This is a genomic window from Pseudomonas sp. TE21394 (assembly GCF_054057835.1).
In genome coordinates, this window is record NZ_JBSRZR010000001.1 from 4,916,723 (window position 1) to 4,931,864 (window position 15,142).

Consider the following 15,142-nt stretch of genomic DNA (forward strand, 5'->3'; position numbering starts at 1 on the left):
GGGTTCAGATTGATTTGCCTGTGGCTTACCGAGCGCCAGGCCGCCGCAGACAGGTTTCAGTGCCGTGGTGCAGTCTCCAGCGCCGCCTTCAACGCTGCCGCATCGGCAAACGCCTGCTGGCTCACCAGCCTGCCCTGTTCCAGTTGCAGCCACTGCACCTGGCCATCCTGCCCGGTATAACGGCTGGCTACCCGTCCATCACGGTCGAGCAGCACCCGGTAGTGGTAGCCGCGCATGGCGGGAACGGCAAACAGTTTGCTGATCAGCGCCGGCATGCGCTGGATGTCGGCGACGAATACCGCATCGCGCGCTTCCAGGTAACCCTTGGGCTGGTCGGCCAACGCCGCCTTGACCAGCCTGGCAGCGTCCATGTCGCGGGCTACCAGCAGGATATGCGTGCCGGCATCGAGGCTGTAGGCCTGGTCGTGCTGGTCGAGCAACGTCCACGGCGCGAGATTTTCGCCAGGCTGCAGGGCATTGGCCAGCAGTGGCACCAGGCAAAGCAACAGGGCAGCGACGTGTTTCATCAAGGGCATCCTCAGTGACGGGAACATCAGCATGGCGATAACCGGCCAGGCCAGGCAGCTTGCCTGAACACGACCTCGATTATGCCAGCACCACCTGCGAGATTGTCTTTCCCGCGGCCACCCGCCACACTCTCCAGGCCAGCCCGGTAGCGGAGTCCAGAGTGCCCACGCCACGCCAGTTCAGCAAGAAGACCAGTACCAGCAACATGCTGCGTCTGAAGTCCACCAGCGCCAATGCCCAGGCCCCCTATCGGGTCGATTTCGTATTGCTCGAACACTTTTCCATGGCCAGCTTCACCGTCGCCATGGACGTGCTGGTCACGGCCAACCTGCTGCGCGCCGACAGCTTCCGCTTCACCCCGCTGTCACTGGATGGCGACCGCGTGCTCAGCGACCTGGGGCTGGAGCTGGTGGCCACCGAGGTGTCTGCCGAGGCGCTGAAAGAACTGGACCTGCTGGTAATCTGCGGCGGCTTGCGCACGCCCCTGAAGTACCCGGAACTTGACCGCCTGCTGGACGATTGCGCCAGCCACGGCATGGCCCTCGGTGGCCTGTGGAACGGTGCCTGGTTCCTTGGCCGCGCCGGGGTGCTGGACGACTACGGCTGCAGCATCCACCCCGAGCAGCGCGCCAGCCTGAGTGAACGCAGCCCGCAGACACGCATCACCCCGGCCAGCTTCACCCTCGATCGCGACCGCCTCAGTGCCGCCAGCCCCAATGGCGCCATGGAGCTGATGCTGGGCCTGGTGCGCCGGCTGTATGGCGACGGCCTGGCCGAAGGCGTCGAAGAGATCCTGTCGTTCTCCGGCGCCCGCTACCGCCAGGTTGGCCCGGGAGCGAAGAAATCCATGAGCCTGCACCTACGCACCATCGTCGAGCTGATGGAGAACAACCTCGAGGAAACCCTCAGCCTCGACCAGCTGGCCGCCTATAGCGGGCGCTCGCGGCGGCAGATCGACCGCCTGTTCCAGGCCCAGCTGGGTACCTCGCCGCGGCGCTACTACATGGAGTTGCGCATCACCAAGAGCCGCCGCCTGCTGCAGTACTCCGACCTGTCGGTGATGGAGGTGGCCGTGGCCTGCGGTTTCGTCTCGGTGTCGCACTTCAGCAAATGCTATGCGGCGTACTTCGGCTACCCGCCGTCGCGCGAGCAGCGTCTGGGCGAATGACGGGCCGCGCAAGCCACCCGAAAATGCTGCTCAGGCGCGGATATAGCGCAGCACGGCGTCACAGATCATGGCTTTGTGGCGCTGCTTGACTTCATCAGAGGAAAGGTCGATCTGGAAGATCTCGCCAAAAGTATGGCGGTTCGACACCCGGTAGAAGCAGAACGAACTCATCAGCATATGCAGGTCGATGACCTCGATGCCGGTGCGGAATACCCCTTCCTCGACGCCACGGCGCAGTGTGTTGCCCAGCGCCTCGAGCACCAGGCTGCTCATTTCGCGGATTGCCGGCGACTGCTTCACGTACTCGCCATAGTGAATGTTCTCGGTACAGATGATCCGCACGAAATCGACGTTGCGGTCGTGGTGGTCGAAGGTGAACTCCACCAGCCGACGTATCGCCTGCTCGGCCGGCAGTGACTCCAGGTCCAGGCTTTGCTCGGTCTTGCGGATATCCCCGTACAACTTGACCAGGCATTCGCAGTACAGCTGCTCCTTGCTGCCGAAGTAGTAGTAGATCATGCGCTTGGAGGTGGCGGTGCGCTCGGCGATGGCGTCAACACGGGCACCGGCCAGCCCTTGCTGGACGAACTCGTTGATCGCGGCCTGAAGGATGTCCTCACGCGTTTTCTCGGGGTTGTTCTTGCGCGTCTTGCGCCCCCCTACGATTTCAGGCTGGCCGAGGCTGACTACGGAATCACTCATACCCACTCACAGGCTGTTTATTGGATTGCCCGGATTATCCGTGAGCGGGGCCACGCAGGGAAGCGCGCTGTTGGTACGGCGGCCGGATGCTTTCAGCGCAACTGACGCGCCGGGTAGGCCACCAATAAAACAAAATGATATGTAAATGACTAAACATTCTAACGAAATGGAATATAAAAATTGAAAGCCTAACGCCAGCTCCTTAGTCTGGGCGCACCGTTTCCCTACCGACTCAAGGAGCAATGCCCATGCCCGCCCGTGCTTTTTCCCCCCTGCGCCGCCTGCTGCTCGGCGGTCTGCTGGCCAGTGTCGCCAGTTCCCTGTTGCCTTGGTCGCAAGCCCTGGCCGACGACACCAGGACCCTGCGCATCGGCTACCAGAAGTTCAACAGTATCAATATCCTCAAGGGCAGCGGTGCTCTGGAGAAGGCCCTGGCACCCCAAGGCGTGACCGTCAGCTGGCATGAATTCGCCGCTGGCCCGCAGTTGCTCGAAGCCCTGAGCACCGGTGCCATCGACCTCGGCCACGCTGCCGATGCACCTTCGGTGTTCGCCCAGGCCGCAGGCAAGCCGGTGGTGTACCTGGCTGCCGAGCAACCCTACCCACGTGGCATCGGCCTGGTGGTGCGTGAGCAGGACCAGCTGGCCAGCGTCGCGGACCTCAAAGGCAAGCGCGTTGCCACGGGTCGCGGCTGGAATGCGCAGTATCTGCTGGCCGTCGCCCTGGAGCAGGCCGGCCTCAGCTACCGTGACATCACCCCGGCCTACGTCAACAACGCCGCCGATGCCGTGGCCGCCCTGCAGTCAGGCAGCGTGCAGGCGGTGACCCTGTGGGACCCGTTCCTGGCGGCAGCCGAAAGCCAGCCCGGCCTGAAGAGCCTGCGCGACGGTAGCGGCCTGTCGAACAACCGCACCTTCTACCTGTCCACAGCCAGCTTCGCCGATGAACATCGCGACCTGCTGAAAACCTTCTTTGCCGAACTGGGCAAGGTCAGCCAGTGGGCCAACGCCAAGCCTGCCGAAGTCGCCGCGCTGCTGTCGCCACAACTGGGGATCAGCGCCAATGTCCTGCAAGTGGCCAGTGAGCGCCGCAACTACAACGCCGTGGCGATCACCCCGCAGATTGTGGCCGAGCAGCAGAAGCTGGCCGATACCTTCCAGGGCCTGGGCCTGATTCCGCACAAGCTGCAGGTCGCCGACGCGGTCTACCCGGCTTCCGTGTTGCCCTGAACGGAGCCCACAGCATGCCGCGCCCGATCCGCTTCAACGCCTTCAGCATGAACGCCGCCAGCCACCAGTCGCCCGGCCTGTGGCGGCACCCGCGCAACACCAGTGTGAACTTCAACCGCCTGGATTACTGGACCGACCTGGCCCCGCCTGCTTGAACGCGGCCTGTTCGACGCCCTGTTCATCGCCGATGTGCTGGGCATCTACGATGTCTACCAGGGCGGCCCCGAGGCTGCCCTGCGCGGTGGTGTACAGGTGCCGGTCAACGACCCGCTGCTGCTGGTCCCGGCCATGGCCGGGGTTACCGAACACCTGGGTTTTGGCGTCACCTTCTCGCTCACCTACGAACACCCCTACCCGTTCGCCCGGCGCATGTCCACGCTCGACCACCTGAGCAATGGCCGGGTCGGCTGGAACATCGTCACCGGCTACCTCGACAGTGCCGCAAGGAACCTGGGCTTGGCGCAGCAGCTGGGCCACGACCAGCGCTACGACCTGGCCGAGGAATACCTGCAGGTGCTGTACAAGCTGTGGGAAAAAAGCTGGGACGAAGATGCGGTGCTGTTGGAGCGTGACAGCGGGCGGTACATCGAGCCAACCCGGGTGCACCCTATCAAGCACACCGGCGAGCACTTCCAGGTACCCGGCATGCACCTGTGCCAGCCGTCACCCCAGCGCACGCCGGTGCTGTTCCAGGCCGGCGCTTCGCCGCGCGGCCAGCAGTTCGCGGCGCGCCACGCCGAATGCGTGTTCATCAGCGGGCCGACGCCCACGGTGCTGCACCGCTACGCCAACGGCATTCGCCAGGCCAGCGAGGCCGCCGGGCGTGGCCGTGACGCCGTGCTGATCTACGCCCAGGCCTTGCTGATTGTCGCCCCCACCCGGGAACAAGCCGAAGCACGCTTCGCCGAGTATCGCCGTTACGTGGACCTGGACGCCGCCCTGGCGCTGCTGTCGGGCTGGACCGGCATCGACTTTGCCGGCCTCGATCCCGATGCGCCGATCGAATATGTCGAGAACGATGCCGGCCGTGCAGCCCTGGCCGCCTTTACCGCGGCCGACCCGAACCGCCGCTGGACCGTGCGCGAGGCCGCCGAATTCGTCGGCCTGGGTGGCCGCGGCCCGGTGCTGGTCGGTGCGGCCAGCGAAGTCGCCGAGCAGCTGGAAAGCTGGTTGGAGGAGACCGGCATTGATGGTTTCAACCTGACCTATGCGGTACAACCGGACGACCTCGCCCAGGTGGTCGAGCTGCTGGTACCCGAGTTACAACGGCGTGGCCGCTACCCGCTGAGCTATGCCGAAGGCAGCTTGCGGCACAAGCTGTTCGGCCAGGGCGACCGTTTGCCGGAAGCGCACGCCGGCCGCCAGGTCAGCATTTAGCTGGCAAATAGCGGGTATTCCAACATTTAATTTGTGGATGGCACGCACTCGCCCCTATCCTGTCGCCACATCCCCTGCGCCGCACCGGCCGGTGCGGTTCACGGCATGGGGAGAGAACAACAAGTCGAGATCGTCCATGTCGAATCATTCCTACTTCGCCCCCCACGGTGGGCACCCGGCTCAGACCGAGCTGCTGACTGACCGTGCCATGTTCACCGAAGCCTATGCCGTCATTCCCAAGGGCGTGATGCGTGACATTGTCACCAGCCACCTGCCGTTCTGGGACAAGATGCGCATGTGGGTCATCGCCCGCCCGCTGACCGGTTTTGCCGAGACCTTCTCGCAGTACATCGTCGAAGTCGCCCCGGAAGGCGGCAGCGAGCGCCCCGAGCTGGACCCGAACGCCGAAGCGGTGGTGTTCATCGTCGAAGGCGAACTGGATATCACCGTCGAAGGCAAACACCACACCCTGGTACCGGGCGGCTACGCCTTCCTGGCCCCCGGCGCCGAGTGGAGCCTGCGCAACAACAGCAAGGCCAACGTCACCTTCCACTGGTTGCGCAAGCACTACCAGAAGGTCGAGGGCCTGGACGTTCCCGAATCCTTCGTCACCCACCGTGACAACGCCACCGTCATCGAAATGCCAGGCACCGAAGGCCGCTGGGTCACCACCCGCTTCGTCGACATGGCCGACATGCGCCACGACATGCACGTGAACATCGTCACCTTCCAACCGGGCGGCGTGATCCCATTTGCCGAAACCCACGTGATGGAACACGGCCTGTACGTGCTCGAAGGCAAGGCGGTGTATCGCCTGAACCAGGACTGGGTAGAAGTGGAGGCCGGCGACTTCATGTGGCTGCGCGCCTTCTGCCCGCAAGCCTGCTATGCCGGCGGCCCAGGCAAGTTCAGCTACCTGTTGTACAAGGACGTCAACCGCCACGTGCACCTGACGCTGAACCCCAAGCGGTAAGCCCAGGCTGACTCCGCAAGCCCGCCAATCTGGCGGGCTTTCTGTTTGCCGCGCATACTGAAACCTCCAAACCCCGCGCGGTGCCTGCCATGAACCGCTGCCTGCTGCTCGCCGTCCTGCTGTTGTGCCCCCCCGCCCTGGCCGCCGATGACTGGGACCTGGCCTACGACCGCGAAGGCATTCGCGTCTACCTGAGCGGTGTTACCGGCTCGCCGTACCGGCAATTTCGTGGGGTCAGCACCATGAAGGCCAGCGTGCGCACGCTCACCGACCTGCAGGAGAACCTGCGGGTAGCCTGCAAATGGCTGTACGCCTGCAAGCAGATGCGCCTGCTGGAGGTGAACGGTGCCGATACCTGGGTGTACCTGACCACCAACCTGCCGTGGCCGACGATGCCCCGGGACATCGTGCTGAAAGTGACCACCGAGCGGCTCGACGACGGTACCCTGGTGCGGCACCTGAGTGCCGAGCCGGGCCGTTTGCCAGAAGAGCCCGGGCTGATCCGCATGCAGCACTTGTCGGGCGAATGGATCATGAGGCCGCTCGGCAAGCGGGAAACCGAGGTGATCTACCAGCTGCAAGCCGACCCGGCGGGGGATGTGCCGGGTTGGCTGGCCAACCGGTTCGTGGTCGATGCGCCGGTGGTGACCCTCAGAACCCTGAGGGCCGTAGCCGAGCGTCAACCTTGAGGCTTCAGTCGAACTCGTGGGACGGGTTGCAATGGCCGGCTGCAGTCAGGTAGGTACCTTCAGGGCAGGGTGTGTCTGGCACGCCAATGCTGCGGACGGTCCGACGACGGGCTTCAGGCTGTTCGGTAGACGATGCAGTCGTCTCGCTGACCGCAGTATCCGCTTCTTCACGCTCGTTGCCGTGAGCTACTTGAACCAGGCCTGCAGCGGCCAGCAGGGTTATGAATGCGATCTTTTTCATAGGGTCTCCGGAATGAGATCAAAGGGGTTGCGCAGCAGATCCTATGTTCCGCCCAGTCTGGATGGCTTTAGCCAGATTCCCCTCGAATCATTCAGAAACCCGCGCCTGCCTTGTGGGAATGATCGAGGCAGCAGCCATCGTCCAAGGGAAAGACAGCGCATTCGACACCTCGCCGAACCCCGCTACCGCAGTTGCAGCGCTCAGATGCCGCCACCCGCCAACAATTGCGTCATCACCTCGGCCAGGGCCTTGACCATGACATCCGCCGTCGGCCGGTGAACGATGACGATTTCGTAGCTGTCGACCTCCGGCAGCCCCTGGCCTGCCCCCAGTACCCGGTGCTCACCGGTAGCGGCCCGCGGTGGCAGCAGGCTGATGCCCATGCCATCGGCCACTGCAGCCTGGATGCCACTGAGGCTGGAGCTGGTGAAACTGATGCGCCAGCGCCGGCCCGTGCCCTCGATGGCGTTGATCATGTCGTCGCGGTACAGGCCACGCGGTGGAAAGGTCACCAGCGGGATCGGGTCCAATTCGAATGCCGGCGCACGTGCGCTGTCGATCCATTGCAGGCGCTCCGGCCAGCACGCCACCCCTTCGCGGGCGTTGCGCCGCTGCTTGAGCAGCACCAGGTCGAGCTCGCCATTATCGTAGGCCTGGCTGAGGTCCCGGCACAGGCCACTGGTGACTTCCAGCTTCACCTGTGGGTGCCTCCGGCTGAACGCTGACAAGGCATTGGTCGTTCGCCCGCCAACGAAATCCTCGGGCACGCCCAGGCGCACGGTCACGCCCACCATCGCGCCGGCCAGGGCTTCGAGCATCTGGTCGTTCAGGGCCAACATGTGCCGGGCATAGCCAAGCAGGGTCTGCCCGGCGTCGGTCGGCAACACATCCCGGTTGCCGCGTACCAGCAGGCGATGACCGACCATGTCCTCGAGGCGCCGCACCTTCTGGCTGATGGTCGATTGGGTCGAGTGCAGACGGGCGGCAGCCGTGGTGAAACTGCCGCAATCAGCCACCACCACAATGGCGCGCAGCAAGTCGAGGTCGAACAGGGCCCTATTCGATTTCACGCCAGTAGACATTCTGGTATTCAACTTTCAAATGGCAAGGCTGTTTTCTATCACGCCACCCCCTGCACCGCAACGCGCAGGGCTAGTCGCCGAGTGCCACACCTTCGCGCCGGGGGTCGGCACCGCCCGACCAGCCGTCACCGCTGCGCTGGATGATCTGCATGCCACTGGTCATGCTCATGGGTGTTACCACATGCCCCCAGGCTGCCAGCTGGCGGATCAGCGCCGGGCTGGCCAACCCCGCCTCCACTTCGGTGTCGGCATTGCGGCTGCCGAAGTTGGGCAGGCCGGCCGCCTGCTGCGGGTCAAGCTGCCAATCCAGCAGGCCAATCAGCGCCTTGTTGACGTAGCCGATGATCTGCGAGCCTCCGGGCGAGCCCAGGCTGGCCACCAGTTCGCCAGAGGCTTGCGAGAACACCAGGGTCGGCGCCATGGACGACAGCGGCCGCTTGCCCGGCTGCACCCGGTTGGCCACGGGCTTGCCTTGTTCCTGCGGGATGAAAGAGAAGTCGGTCAGGTGGTTGTTGAGCAGGAAGCCCTTGACCATCAGGTGCGCGCCGAACGCTGCTTCCACCGAGGTGGTCATGGCCAGGGCCTGGCCGTGGTCATCGACCGCGCTGAGGTGCGAGGTGGAAATACGCAGCGGCGAACGGTCGGGGGCCAGGGCCAGGTCGGCGCCTTGCGGCTTGCCGGGGCGCGCGCGCTTCATGCTGTAGTCGCCGATCTGCCCGGCGCGGGCGGCCAGGTAGGCGGGGTCAGTCAAGGCCTTGACCGGTACAGCCACATGATCGCTGTCGGCCAGGTACTGGGCGCGGTCGGCATACACCAGGCGCTCGGCTTCGGCAACCAGATGCACGGCCAGCGCTGGGGCTTCGAGTTCGGCAGCCGATGAAGCAGCGACCGGCCGCATGGTGGCAAGGTCGCGTGCCGGCGCAGCCCGCTGCAGCGCTTCGAGAATGCCCAGGGTCTGCAGCACCGCCACCCCGCCCGACGAAGGCGGCGGCATGCCGCAGATGCGCCAGGCCTTGTAGGGGCCACATACCGGCTCGCGCTCCTTGGCCTGGTACTGCTGCAAGTCCTGCAGCGTCAGGTAGCCGGCGTTGGCATGGCTGCGCACCTTGGCCACGATGGCTTCGGCGATTTCGCCGGTGTAGAACGCCTCGGCGCCCTGCGCGGCAATCTGTTCGAAGGTTTGCGCCAGCTCGGCGTTGCGCAAGGTCGTGCCGACCGCCAGCGGTTTGCCGTGCGCATCCAGGAAGTAGCGGGCCATGGCCGGTGACCGGGCAATGAACGGGTCACTCGCCAGCAGGGCGTGAAGGCGTTCGGAAACCGGGAAACCGTTGCGTGCCAAGGCGATCGCCGGGGTGAACAGCTCGCCCCAGGGCAGCTTGCCGTGTTGCGCATGGGCCAGTTGCAACGCCCGCAACACGCCGGGCACCCCTACCGAACGGCCGCCGATCTGCGCCTCCCTGAACGGCATGGGTGAGCCGTCGGCTTGCAGGAACAACTTTTCCGACACCGCCGCCGGGGCTGTCTCGCGGCCATCGTAGGCCTGCACGCGCTGGCCGTCCCAGTACAGGATGAACGCCCCGCCACCAATACCACTGGATTGTGGCTCGACCAGGGTCAATACCATCTGCATGGCGATGGCCGCGTCGATGGCGCTGCCACCGGCCCGCAGCATCGCCCGCCCCGCCTCGCTGGCCAGCGGGTTGGCGGCAGCGACCATGTGCCGGCTGGCGTGCACCGGCTGCAGGCCAGAACGATAGCCGGAGGCCAGTTCCGGTGGTGCTGGCAGTACCGCATCGGCACATGCCCAGCCACTGGTAGCCAGCAGGCACAGGGCGCTTGTCAGGTGGGTGAAGAATGTCATCGTTTGCTTCCTGCCATTACCTGTTCAGCACGGCACTGTCGGTCATACGCAAACATCACTGCAAGCCCTGGCAGCTTTTCCGGCATGGATGCACGCAGGCAGGCACGGGCTTCAGGTCACCTCCTCGAACGGCAGGCCCACATAGTTTTCGGCAATGTTCACCAGCCCCGCCGGCGAAGTCAGGAAGTACTCGCGGTCGGCCTCCTGCATCTTCTGGTCCCAGGCGTCCTTGTGGCTGCCGAAATCATGCAGCAGCTGGGTCATGAACCAGCTGAAGCGTTCGCCCTTCCACACCCGGCGCAGGGCCAGCGGCGAATATTGCTGCAGCAGCTCGGTACGCCCTTCGCGGTACACCTTGAGCAGGATGCGGTACAGATAGTTGACGTCCGAGGCGGCCAGGTTCAGGCCCTTGGCCCCGGTGGGCGGGACAATGTGCGCGGCGTCGCCGACCAGGAACAGATGACCGTACTGCATCGGCTCGACCACCAGGCTGCGCAGCGGCGCGATGCTCTTCTCCAGGGCCGGGCCAGTCACCAGGCGTGCCGCCACGTCTTCGGGCAGGCGTGCCTTGAGCTCATTCCAGAAGCGTTCATCGGACCACGCCTCCAGCTGATCCTCCAGCGGGATTTGCAAGTAGTAACGGCTGCGTGTGAGCGAACGCTGGCTGCACAGCACGAAACCGCGCGCATGGTGCGCGTAGATCAGCTCGTGATTGACCGGCGGGGTATCGGCCAGCAGGCCCAGCCAGCCAAACGGGTAGACCCGCTCGTACTGCTTGAGCACACCGTCGGGGATGCTCTGCCGCGAGACACCGTGGAAGCCGTCACAGCCGGCGATGTAGTCGCAGTCCACGCGGTGGACCTGGCCGTCCTTCTCGTACGTCAGGTAGGGCCGCTCGCCCTTGAGTTCATGCAGCTGGACATTGCTCGCCGAGTAGAGGGTCGGCGCCCCACTGGCTTGACGCGCCTGCATCAGGTCACGTGTCACTTCAGTCTGGCCGTATACCATCACCGTCTTGCCGCCGGTCAGGGCCTTGAGGTCCAGGCGCTGGCGACGCCCGCCAACCAGCAGCTCGACCCCTTCATGAACCAGTCCTTCGCGGTCCATGCGCGCAGCCACGCCGGCTTCGCGCAGCAGGTCGACCGTACCTTGTTCCAGCACCCCGGCGCGGATCCGACCTAGTACATGCTCCGGGGTCTGGCGCTCGACGATCAGCGTATCGATACCGGCATTGTGCAGCAGTTGGCCCAGCAGCAGGCCAGACGGGCCTGCACCAATAATTGCAACCTGAGTTTTCATTGTTGTTGTCTCTATGCGGACGACACCGGCCTCGGACTGGCAGTGAGGCGGCATCTGCTGTTAGGGTTTGCCTTTGCATTTTTACTGGCAAAAACCGCTGCGCAGCTGTGCTATTCCATGCATAACCTGCACTTTTACAAAAAACGTTCGATTAACGGACAGGCGCTCCTGCATGAAATCTCCCCTCTCCGGCGTCCCGGTGTTCACGCTGTATGGCGGAAACCAGGCCTGGCCCGGTAACGACCTGCTGCACTGCGAGTCGATCGAGGCACGTAGCCGCCTGCACCACTGGGAAATCAAGCCACACCAGCACGCCGAGCTGTTCCAGCTGCTGTACGTGCAGCGCGGCCGGGCCGAAGTGGAGATCGAGGGGTTACGCAGCACTATCGGCGAAGCGGCGATCCAGGTGGTGCCGCCGCTGACCGTGCACGGTTTTCGCTTCAGTGCCGATATCCAGGGGCATGTACTGACCTTCGGTACGGCGCTGGTAGCAAACCTGGAGCAGCGCCTGGGCGCGCCATTGGCGGTACTGGCGAAAGCGGCATGCTACCCATTGGGCCAGGACCGTGGGCGTTTGCGCGGCCTGATCGACACCCTGCAGCAGGAGTACCAGGGCAACGCCCCGGCACGGCCAGCGCTGCTCGAGGCCCTGGTGACGGCGCTGATGGTATGGATCAGCCGCCGCCAGCAGTCGGGGCAGGCACCACGCAACCGCGATGAGCGTGACCGCCACTTGCTGGGGGAGTATTTGCGCCTGGTCGAGGCGCATTATCGCGAACACCTGTCGGTGGAGGATTTTGCCGCGCGGCTGAATATCCCCAGCCAGCAGCTGAACCAGTTGTGCCGTGCGCTGAGCGGGCAAACTGCATTGCAGGTGGTGCACCGGCGGTTGCTGCTGGAGGCGCGGCGCAATCTGGTCTACACGCGGATGAGTATCGGCCAGTTGTCAGATAGCCTGGGGTTCACCGACCCGACGTACTTTGCCCGCTGGTTCAAGCGGTTGAGCGGGCAGACCCCCAATGGCTATCGGCGGGCGGCGCAGCCAGACTGAGGCAGGCGCGCACCGGCGACACGTACCTGCGCCTCTGCTTGACGTATACGTCAACCTGCCGTCAGGATAGCCGCATACACCACGCCGAGCCCCAGCATGAGCACCCAGACCTACAGCATCTCCGACTTGTCCCGTGAGCTGGACATCACCACCCGCGCCATCCGCTTCTATGAAGAGCAGGGCCTGCTGAGCCCGGAGCGCCGCGGCCTGGAACGTATCTATTCGGCGCGCGACAAGGTCAGCCTGAAACTCATCCTGCGCGGCAAGCGCATCGGCTTTTCCCTGGCCGAATGCCGCGAGCTGATCGAGCTGTACGACCCCTCCAGCGGCAACCTCAAGCAGCTCAACAGCATGCTGGCGAAAATCGCCGAGCGCCGCGCCCAGCTGGAACAGCAGATGCTCGACATCCACCAGATGCAACTGGAACTGGACACCGCCCAGGAGCGCTGTGAACAGGCTCTGGCCGCCACCCTGAACAACAAAGACAACCGCTGAAAGCCACAGGAAACCCGCCATGTCCTTGCCCAAACACGTCCGCCTGGTCGAAGTCGGCCCCCGCGACGGCCTGCAGAACGAAGCCCAGCCCATCAGCGTCGCCGACAAGGTACGCCTGGTGGATGACCTTACCGAGGCAGGCCTGGCTTATATCGAAGTGGGCAGTTTCGTCTCGCCCAAGTGGGTGCCGCAGATGGCCGGCTCCGCCGAGGTGTTCGCCGGCATCCACCAGCGCCCGGGGGTCACCTATGCCGCGCTGGCGCCCAACCTGCGCGGTTTCGAAGACGCCCTGGCCGCAGGGGTGAAGGAAGTCGCGGTATTCGCGGCGGCCTCCGAAGCCTTTTCGCAGCGCAACATCAACTGCTCGATCAGCGACAGCCTCAAGCGCTTCGAGCCGATCATGCAAGCGGCCAACCAGCACGGCGTGCGCGTGCGTGGCTACGTGTCGTGCGTGCTCGGCTGCCCCTATGAAGGCAGGGTCAACGCCGAGCAGGTCGCGCCGGTGGCGCGCGCCCTGCACGAAATGGGCTGTTACGAGGTTTCCCTGGGCGACACCATCGGTACCGGTACGGCCGGTGATACCCGGCGCCTGTTCGAAGTGGTGTCGGCACAGGTACCGCGCGAGCAACTGGCTGGGCACTTCCACGATACCTATGGCCAGGCCTTGGCCAACGTGTATGCCAGCCTGCTCGAAGGCATTCGTGTTTTCGACAGCTCGGTAGCCGGGTTGGGCGGCTGCCCGTACGCCAAGGGGGCGACTGGCAATATCGCCAGTGAGGATGTGGTGTACCTGCTGCAGGGGCTGGGCATCGAAACCGGCATCGACCTCGACCGGCTGATAGCCGCCGGCCAGCGCATCAGCGACGTGCTGGGCCGTGACAATGGGTCGCGGGTCGCACGGGCACGCAGCGCACACTAGGTCATACGGGTGTCACATGGCTGTGGGTGAGTGTTACCGCCGCCACGTTTTGCAGCGAAAAATCGGGTAACAGGGAAACAAATCGGCAGATTTACAAGCTCTGGCGATTTTCGACAAACCTTTAAGTCATTGATTTACAAGGACTATCGAAAGTTGGCACGCACCCTGCTATATCTTTCGCACAACAACAAAAAAAATGTGACACCCAATAAAAACAACAGGTAACGGCTCTGACATAACAAGAACAACACGGCAGAGACGCAGCAAGCAGATTTTTTTGGAGTCGACACGCTTTTCAGGGGTACGCCCCGCGGTCTGGCACAGAACAATAAAACTACCTCAAGGTAGCGGCAGCCAGGTTCGGATCAGCCATGATGAAAGCAGGTCAGCGCTCAAAAAAATACGTTTGCTCTTGGCCCCGCATGGGGGTCGCCCGCAACACCCGGACAGGCTGACAAAAACAACAACAGGCCGGTCCCAATAATAAAAAAAGAGCAGGCAACAACGCTTTGGGGGGAGCTTCGGCTCCCCTCAGTGCTTCCTGCCCTCCTCCTCTTCCTGCTTGCTCTCATCCTGCCCTTCCAGTTTGTCCACCAGTAGCGGCATCGTGCCCAGCACCAGCAGGGCCAGCACCGTGCTGATCACCGCCGTGGCCTCGCGGCCCATGCCGGCGGCCGTGCCGATGGCGGCAGTCATCCACAACCCGGCGGCCGTGGTCAGGCCCTTGACATGGCTGGGGTCCTGGCCGTTACCTTTCAAGATGGTGCCTGCACCGAGAAAACCGATACCGGCGACGATCCCCTGGATCACCCGGCTCAGGGCATCCTCCTCGGCACCGGCCATGCTCGGCGCCAGCACGAACAGCGCCGCCCCCAGCGACACCAGCATATGCGTGCGCACACCCGCCGACTTGCCCTTGTGTTCACGCTCGAAGCCCAGCACGGCGCCGAGCAAGGCGGCCATCAGCAGGCGCACGAGGATCTGCGTGACCTCGCGGGTATCGGCGATATCGGCGAATTCGGCCTGGATTGCTTGCCAGATGAGGTCCATTGTGCTTGTTCCCGTGCCTGTCATCTGCAAAGGTTGACCGCGATACCCAGCGCAAAGTGCCGCTGAACCTGCCAATGGAGCAACCCACACGATTCCGTGGTCCACCCTGTAACCGCCGCTGGAGGATCACCCCATGCCCATTGAAATCGACCCAAGCACGCGCCGCTGCACCCTGATTGGCGAGGACCTGCGCATTGAAGGCGATGGCCCGGCCATCGAAATCATCACCGATGAACATTTGCGCATGTCGGTGGCCCTGCTCGCCGGCCAGCGCGTGCCGATCACCGAAGCCGAGGCCGATGCGCTGACCGTAGCGGGTGCGATAGATAGTCGCAGGCATCTCAAGGCCAGCGCGCCAGGCTCGGTAATCTAGGGCCTGGCGGGGCGAGCCGGGGAATCTGATACGGTTTTTATCGGGAAATCTGAGCCTGTGCTGATAACAGGCCCATGGCCATAGTGTTCATGCCTGATCGAGGCC

15 protein-coding genes and 1 pseudogene are annotated in these 15,142 nt (G+C 64.1%); 9 read left to right on the forward strand and 7 right to left on the reverse strand.

The genetic code is table 11. The annotated features are described in order from the left end of the window. Positions 1-56 precede the first annotated feature (56 nt). Positions 57-527, reverse strand: coding sequence for an FAD/FMN-containing dehydrogenase (locus ACVWZT_RS22560; RefSeq protein ID WP_296232131.1), 471 nt, complete (start codon positions 525-527; stop codon positions 57-59). A gap of 161 nt (positions 528-688) precedes the next feature. On the opposite strand from ACVWZT_RS22560, the gene ACVWZT_RS22565 reads away from it, so the two are divergent. Then, complete coding sequence (locus ACVWZT_RS22565; protein ID WP_296232146.1) at positions 689-1,696, forward strand: GlxA family transcriptional regulator; 1,008 nt, start codon at positions 689-691, stop codon at positions 1,694-1,696. A 30-nt stretch (positions 1,697-1,726) separates the two neighbouring features. On the opposite strand, the gene ACVWZT_RS22570 is transcribed toward ACVWZT_RS22565, so the two are convergent. Next, entirely contained in the window at positions 1,727-2,398 is a 672-nt protein-coding gene (locus ACVWZT_RS22570) for a TetR/AcrR family transcriptional regulator (RefSeq protein WP_296232129.1), read from the reverse strand. 248 nt (positions 2,399-2,646) lie between these two features. Here ACVWZT_RS22570 and ACVWZT_RS22575 point away from each other — a divergent pair, with 248 nt between their 5' ends. The 4 genes and pseudogenes from ACVWZT_RS22575 to ACVWZT_RS22590 all read left to right on the forward strand — a co-directional run bounded on the left by ACVWZT_RS22575 (position 2,647) and on the right by ACVWZT_RS22590 (position 6,666). Further along, positions 2,647-3,627, forward strand: a complete 981-nt coding sequence (locus tag ACVWZT_RS22575) for an aliphatic sulfonate ABC transporter substrate-binding protein (RefSeq protein WP_296232128.1) — start codon at positions 2,647-2,649, stop codon at positions 3,625-3,627. 14 nt (positions 3,628-3,641) lie between these two features. Next, positions 3,642-5,004 (forward strand): annotated as a pseudogene (locus ACVWZT_RS22580) (LLM class flavin-dependent oxidoreductase). 136 nt (positions 5,005-5,140) lie between these two features. Then, positions 5,141-5,977, forward strand: coding sequence for a bifunctional allantoicase/(S)-ureidoglycine aminohydrolase (locus ACVWZT_RS22585; protein WP_170030190.1), 837 nt, complete (start codon positions 5,141-5,143; stop codon positions 5,975-5,977). 89 nt (positions 5,978-6,066) lie between these two features. After that, the gene (locus ACVWZT_RS22590; protein ID WP_457471520.1) at positions 6,067-6,666 is read left to right on the forward strand and encodes an START domain-containing protein; all 600 of its coding nucleotides are present in this window, start codon (positions 6,067-6,069) and stop codon (positions 6,664-6,666) included. Between the two features lie 4 nt (positions 6,667-6,670). Here the strand turns inward: ACVWZT_RS22590 and ACVWZT_RS22595 are convergent, their stop codons facing one another. From ACVWZT_RS22595 to pobA, 4 genes are all read right to left on the reverse strand, one after another. Next, on the reverse strand, positions 6,671-6,907 hold the full coding sequence (locus tag ACVWZT_RS22595; protein WP_296232123.1) for a hypothetical protein: 237 nt from the start codon (positions 6,905-6,907) through the stop codon (positions 6,671-6,673). A 200-nt stretch (positions 6,908-7,107) separates the two neighbouring features. After that, a complete protein-coding gene (locus tag ACVWZT_RS22600; protein WP_457471522.1) occupies positions 7,108-7,989 on the reverse strand; it encodes a LysR substrate-binding domain-containing protein in 882 nt (293 codons plus the stop codon). 70 nt (positions 7,990-8,059) lie between these two features. Then, the gene (gene ggt, locus ACVWZT_RS22605; protein WP_457471524.1) at positions 8,060-9,850 is read right to left on the reverse strand and encodes a gamma-glutamyltransferase; all 1,791 of its coding nucleotides are present in this window, start codon (positions 9,848-9,850) and stop codon (positions 8,060-8,062) included. Positions 9,851-9,961: 111 nt separating this feature from the next. Further along, on the reverse strand, positions 9,962-11,149 hold the full coding sequence (gene pobA, locus ACVWZT_RS22610) for a 4-hydroxybenzoate 3-monooxygenase (protein WP_296232119.1): 1,188 nt from the start codon (positions 11,147-11,149) through the stop codon (positions 9,962-9,964). Positions 11,150-11,321: 172 nt separating this feature from the next. On the opposite strand from pobA, the gene ACVWZT_RS22615 reads away from it, so the two are divergent. From ACVWZT_RS22615 to ACVWZT_RS22625, 3 genes are all read left to right on the forward strand, one after another. Then, positions 11,322-12,200, forward strand: a complete 879-nt coding sequence (locus ACVWZT_RS22615) for a helix-turn-helix domain-containing protein (RefSeq protein ID WP_296232118.1) — start codon at positions 11,322-11,324, stop codon at positions 12,198-12,200. A gap of 96 nt (positions 12,201-12,296) precedes the next feature. Further along, positions 12,297-12,695, forward strand: coding sequence for a MerR family transcriptional regulator (locus ACVWZT_RS22620; protein WP_013972930.1), 399 nt, complete (start codon positions 12,297-12,299; stop codon positions 12,693-12,695). A 19-nt stretch (positions 12,696-12,714) separates the two neighbouring features. Then, positions 12,715-13,614, forward strand: a complete 900-nt coding sequence (locus ACVWZT_RS22625) for a hydroxymethylglutaryl-CoA lyase (protein ID WP_457471526.1) — start codon at positions 12,715-12,717, stop codon at positions 13,612-13,614. A gap of 531 nt (positions 13,615-14,145) precedes the next feature. Here ACVWZT_RS22625 and ACVWZT_RS22630 read toward each other — a convergent pair. Next, positions 14,146-14,664, reverse strand: a complete 519-nt coding sequence (locus ACVWZT_RS22630; RefSeq protein ID WP_296232111.1) for an MgtC/SapB family protein — start codon at positions 14,662-14,664, stop codon at positions 14,146-14,148. Positions 14,665-14,797: 133 nt separating this feature from the next. Between ACVWZT_RS22630 and ACVWZT_RS22635 the strand changes: the two genes are divergently transcribed. Beyond that, complete coding sequence (locus ACVWZT_RS22635; protein ID WP_457471527.1) at positions 14,798-15,037, forward strand: DUF3203 family protein; 240 nt, start codon at positions 14,798-14,800, stop codon at positions 15,035-15,037. Positions 15,038-15,142: the final 105 nt, after the last annotated feature.

What these genes read in the sequence shown, in the direction of transcription:
- ACVWZT_RS22560 (WP_296232131.1), bottom strand. Translation starts at nt 527, where the DNA reads ATGAAACACGTCGCTGCCCTGTTGCTTTGCCTGGTGCCACTGCTGGCC.
- ACVWZT_RS22570 (WP_296232129.1), bottom strand. Translation starts at nt 2,398, where the DNA reads ATGAGTGATTCCGTAGTCAGCCTCGGCCAGCCTGAAATCGTAGGGGGG.
- ACVWZT_RS22575 (WP_296232128.1), top strand. Translation starts at nt 2,647, where the DNA reads ATGCCCGCCCGTGCTTTTTCCCCCCTGCGCCGCCTGCTGCTCGGCGGT.
- ACVWZT_RS22585 (WP_170030190.1), top strand. Translation starts at nt 5,141, where the DNA reads ATGTCGAATCATTCCTACTTCGCCCCCCACGGTGGGCACCCGGCTCAG.
- ACVWZT_RS22590 (WP_457471520.1), top strand. Translation starts at nt 6,067, where the DNA reads ATGAACCGCTGCCTGCTGCTCGCCGTCCTGCTGTTGTGCCCCCCCGCC.
- ACVWZT_RS22595 (WP_296232123.1), bottom strand. Translation starts at nt 6,907, where the DNA reads ATGAAAAAGATCGCATTCATAACCCTGCTGGCCGCTGCAGGCCTGGTT.
- ACVWZT_RS22600 (WP_457471522.1), bottom strand. Translation starts at nt 7,989, where the DNA reads ATGTCTACTGGCGTGAAATCGAATAGGGCCCTGTTCGACCTCGACTTG.
- ggt (WP_457471524.1), bottom strand. Translation starts at nt 9,850, where the DNA reads ATGACATTCTTCACCCACCTGACAAGCGCCCTGTGCCTGCTGGCTACC.
- pobA (WP_296232119.1), bottom strand. Translation starts at nt 11,149, where the DNA reads ATGAAAACTCAGGTTGCAATTATTGGTGCAGGCCCGTCTGGCCTGCTG.
- ACVWZT_RS22615 (WP_296232118.1), top strand. Translation starts at nt 11,322, where the DNA reads ATGAAATCTCCCCTCTCCGGCGTCCCGGTGTTCACGCTGTATGGCGGA.
- ACVWZT_RS22620 (WP_013972930.1), top strand. Translation starts at nt 12,297, where the DNA reads ATGAGCACCCAGACCTACAGCATCTCCGACTTGTCCCGTGAGCTGGAC.
- ACVWZT_RS22625 (WP_457471526.1), top strand. Translation starts at nt 12,715, where the DNA reads ATGTCCTTGCCCAAACACGTCCGCCTGGTCGAAGTCGGCCCCCGCGAC.
- ACVWZT_RS22630 (WP_296232111.1), bottom strand. Translation starts at nt 14,664, where the DNA reads ATGGACCTCATCTGGCAAGCAATCCAGGCCGAATTCGCCGATATCGCC.
- ACVWZT_RS22635 (WP_457471527.1), top strand. Translation starts at nt 14,798, where the DNA reads ATGCCCATTGAAATCGACCCAAGCACGCGCCGCTGCACCCTGATTGGC.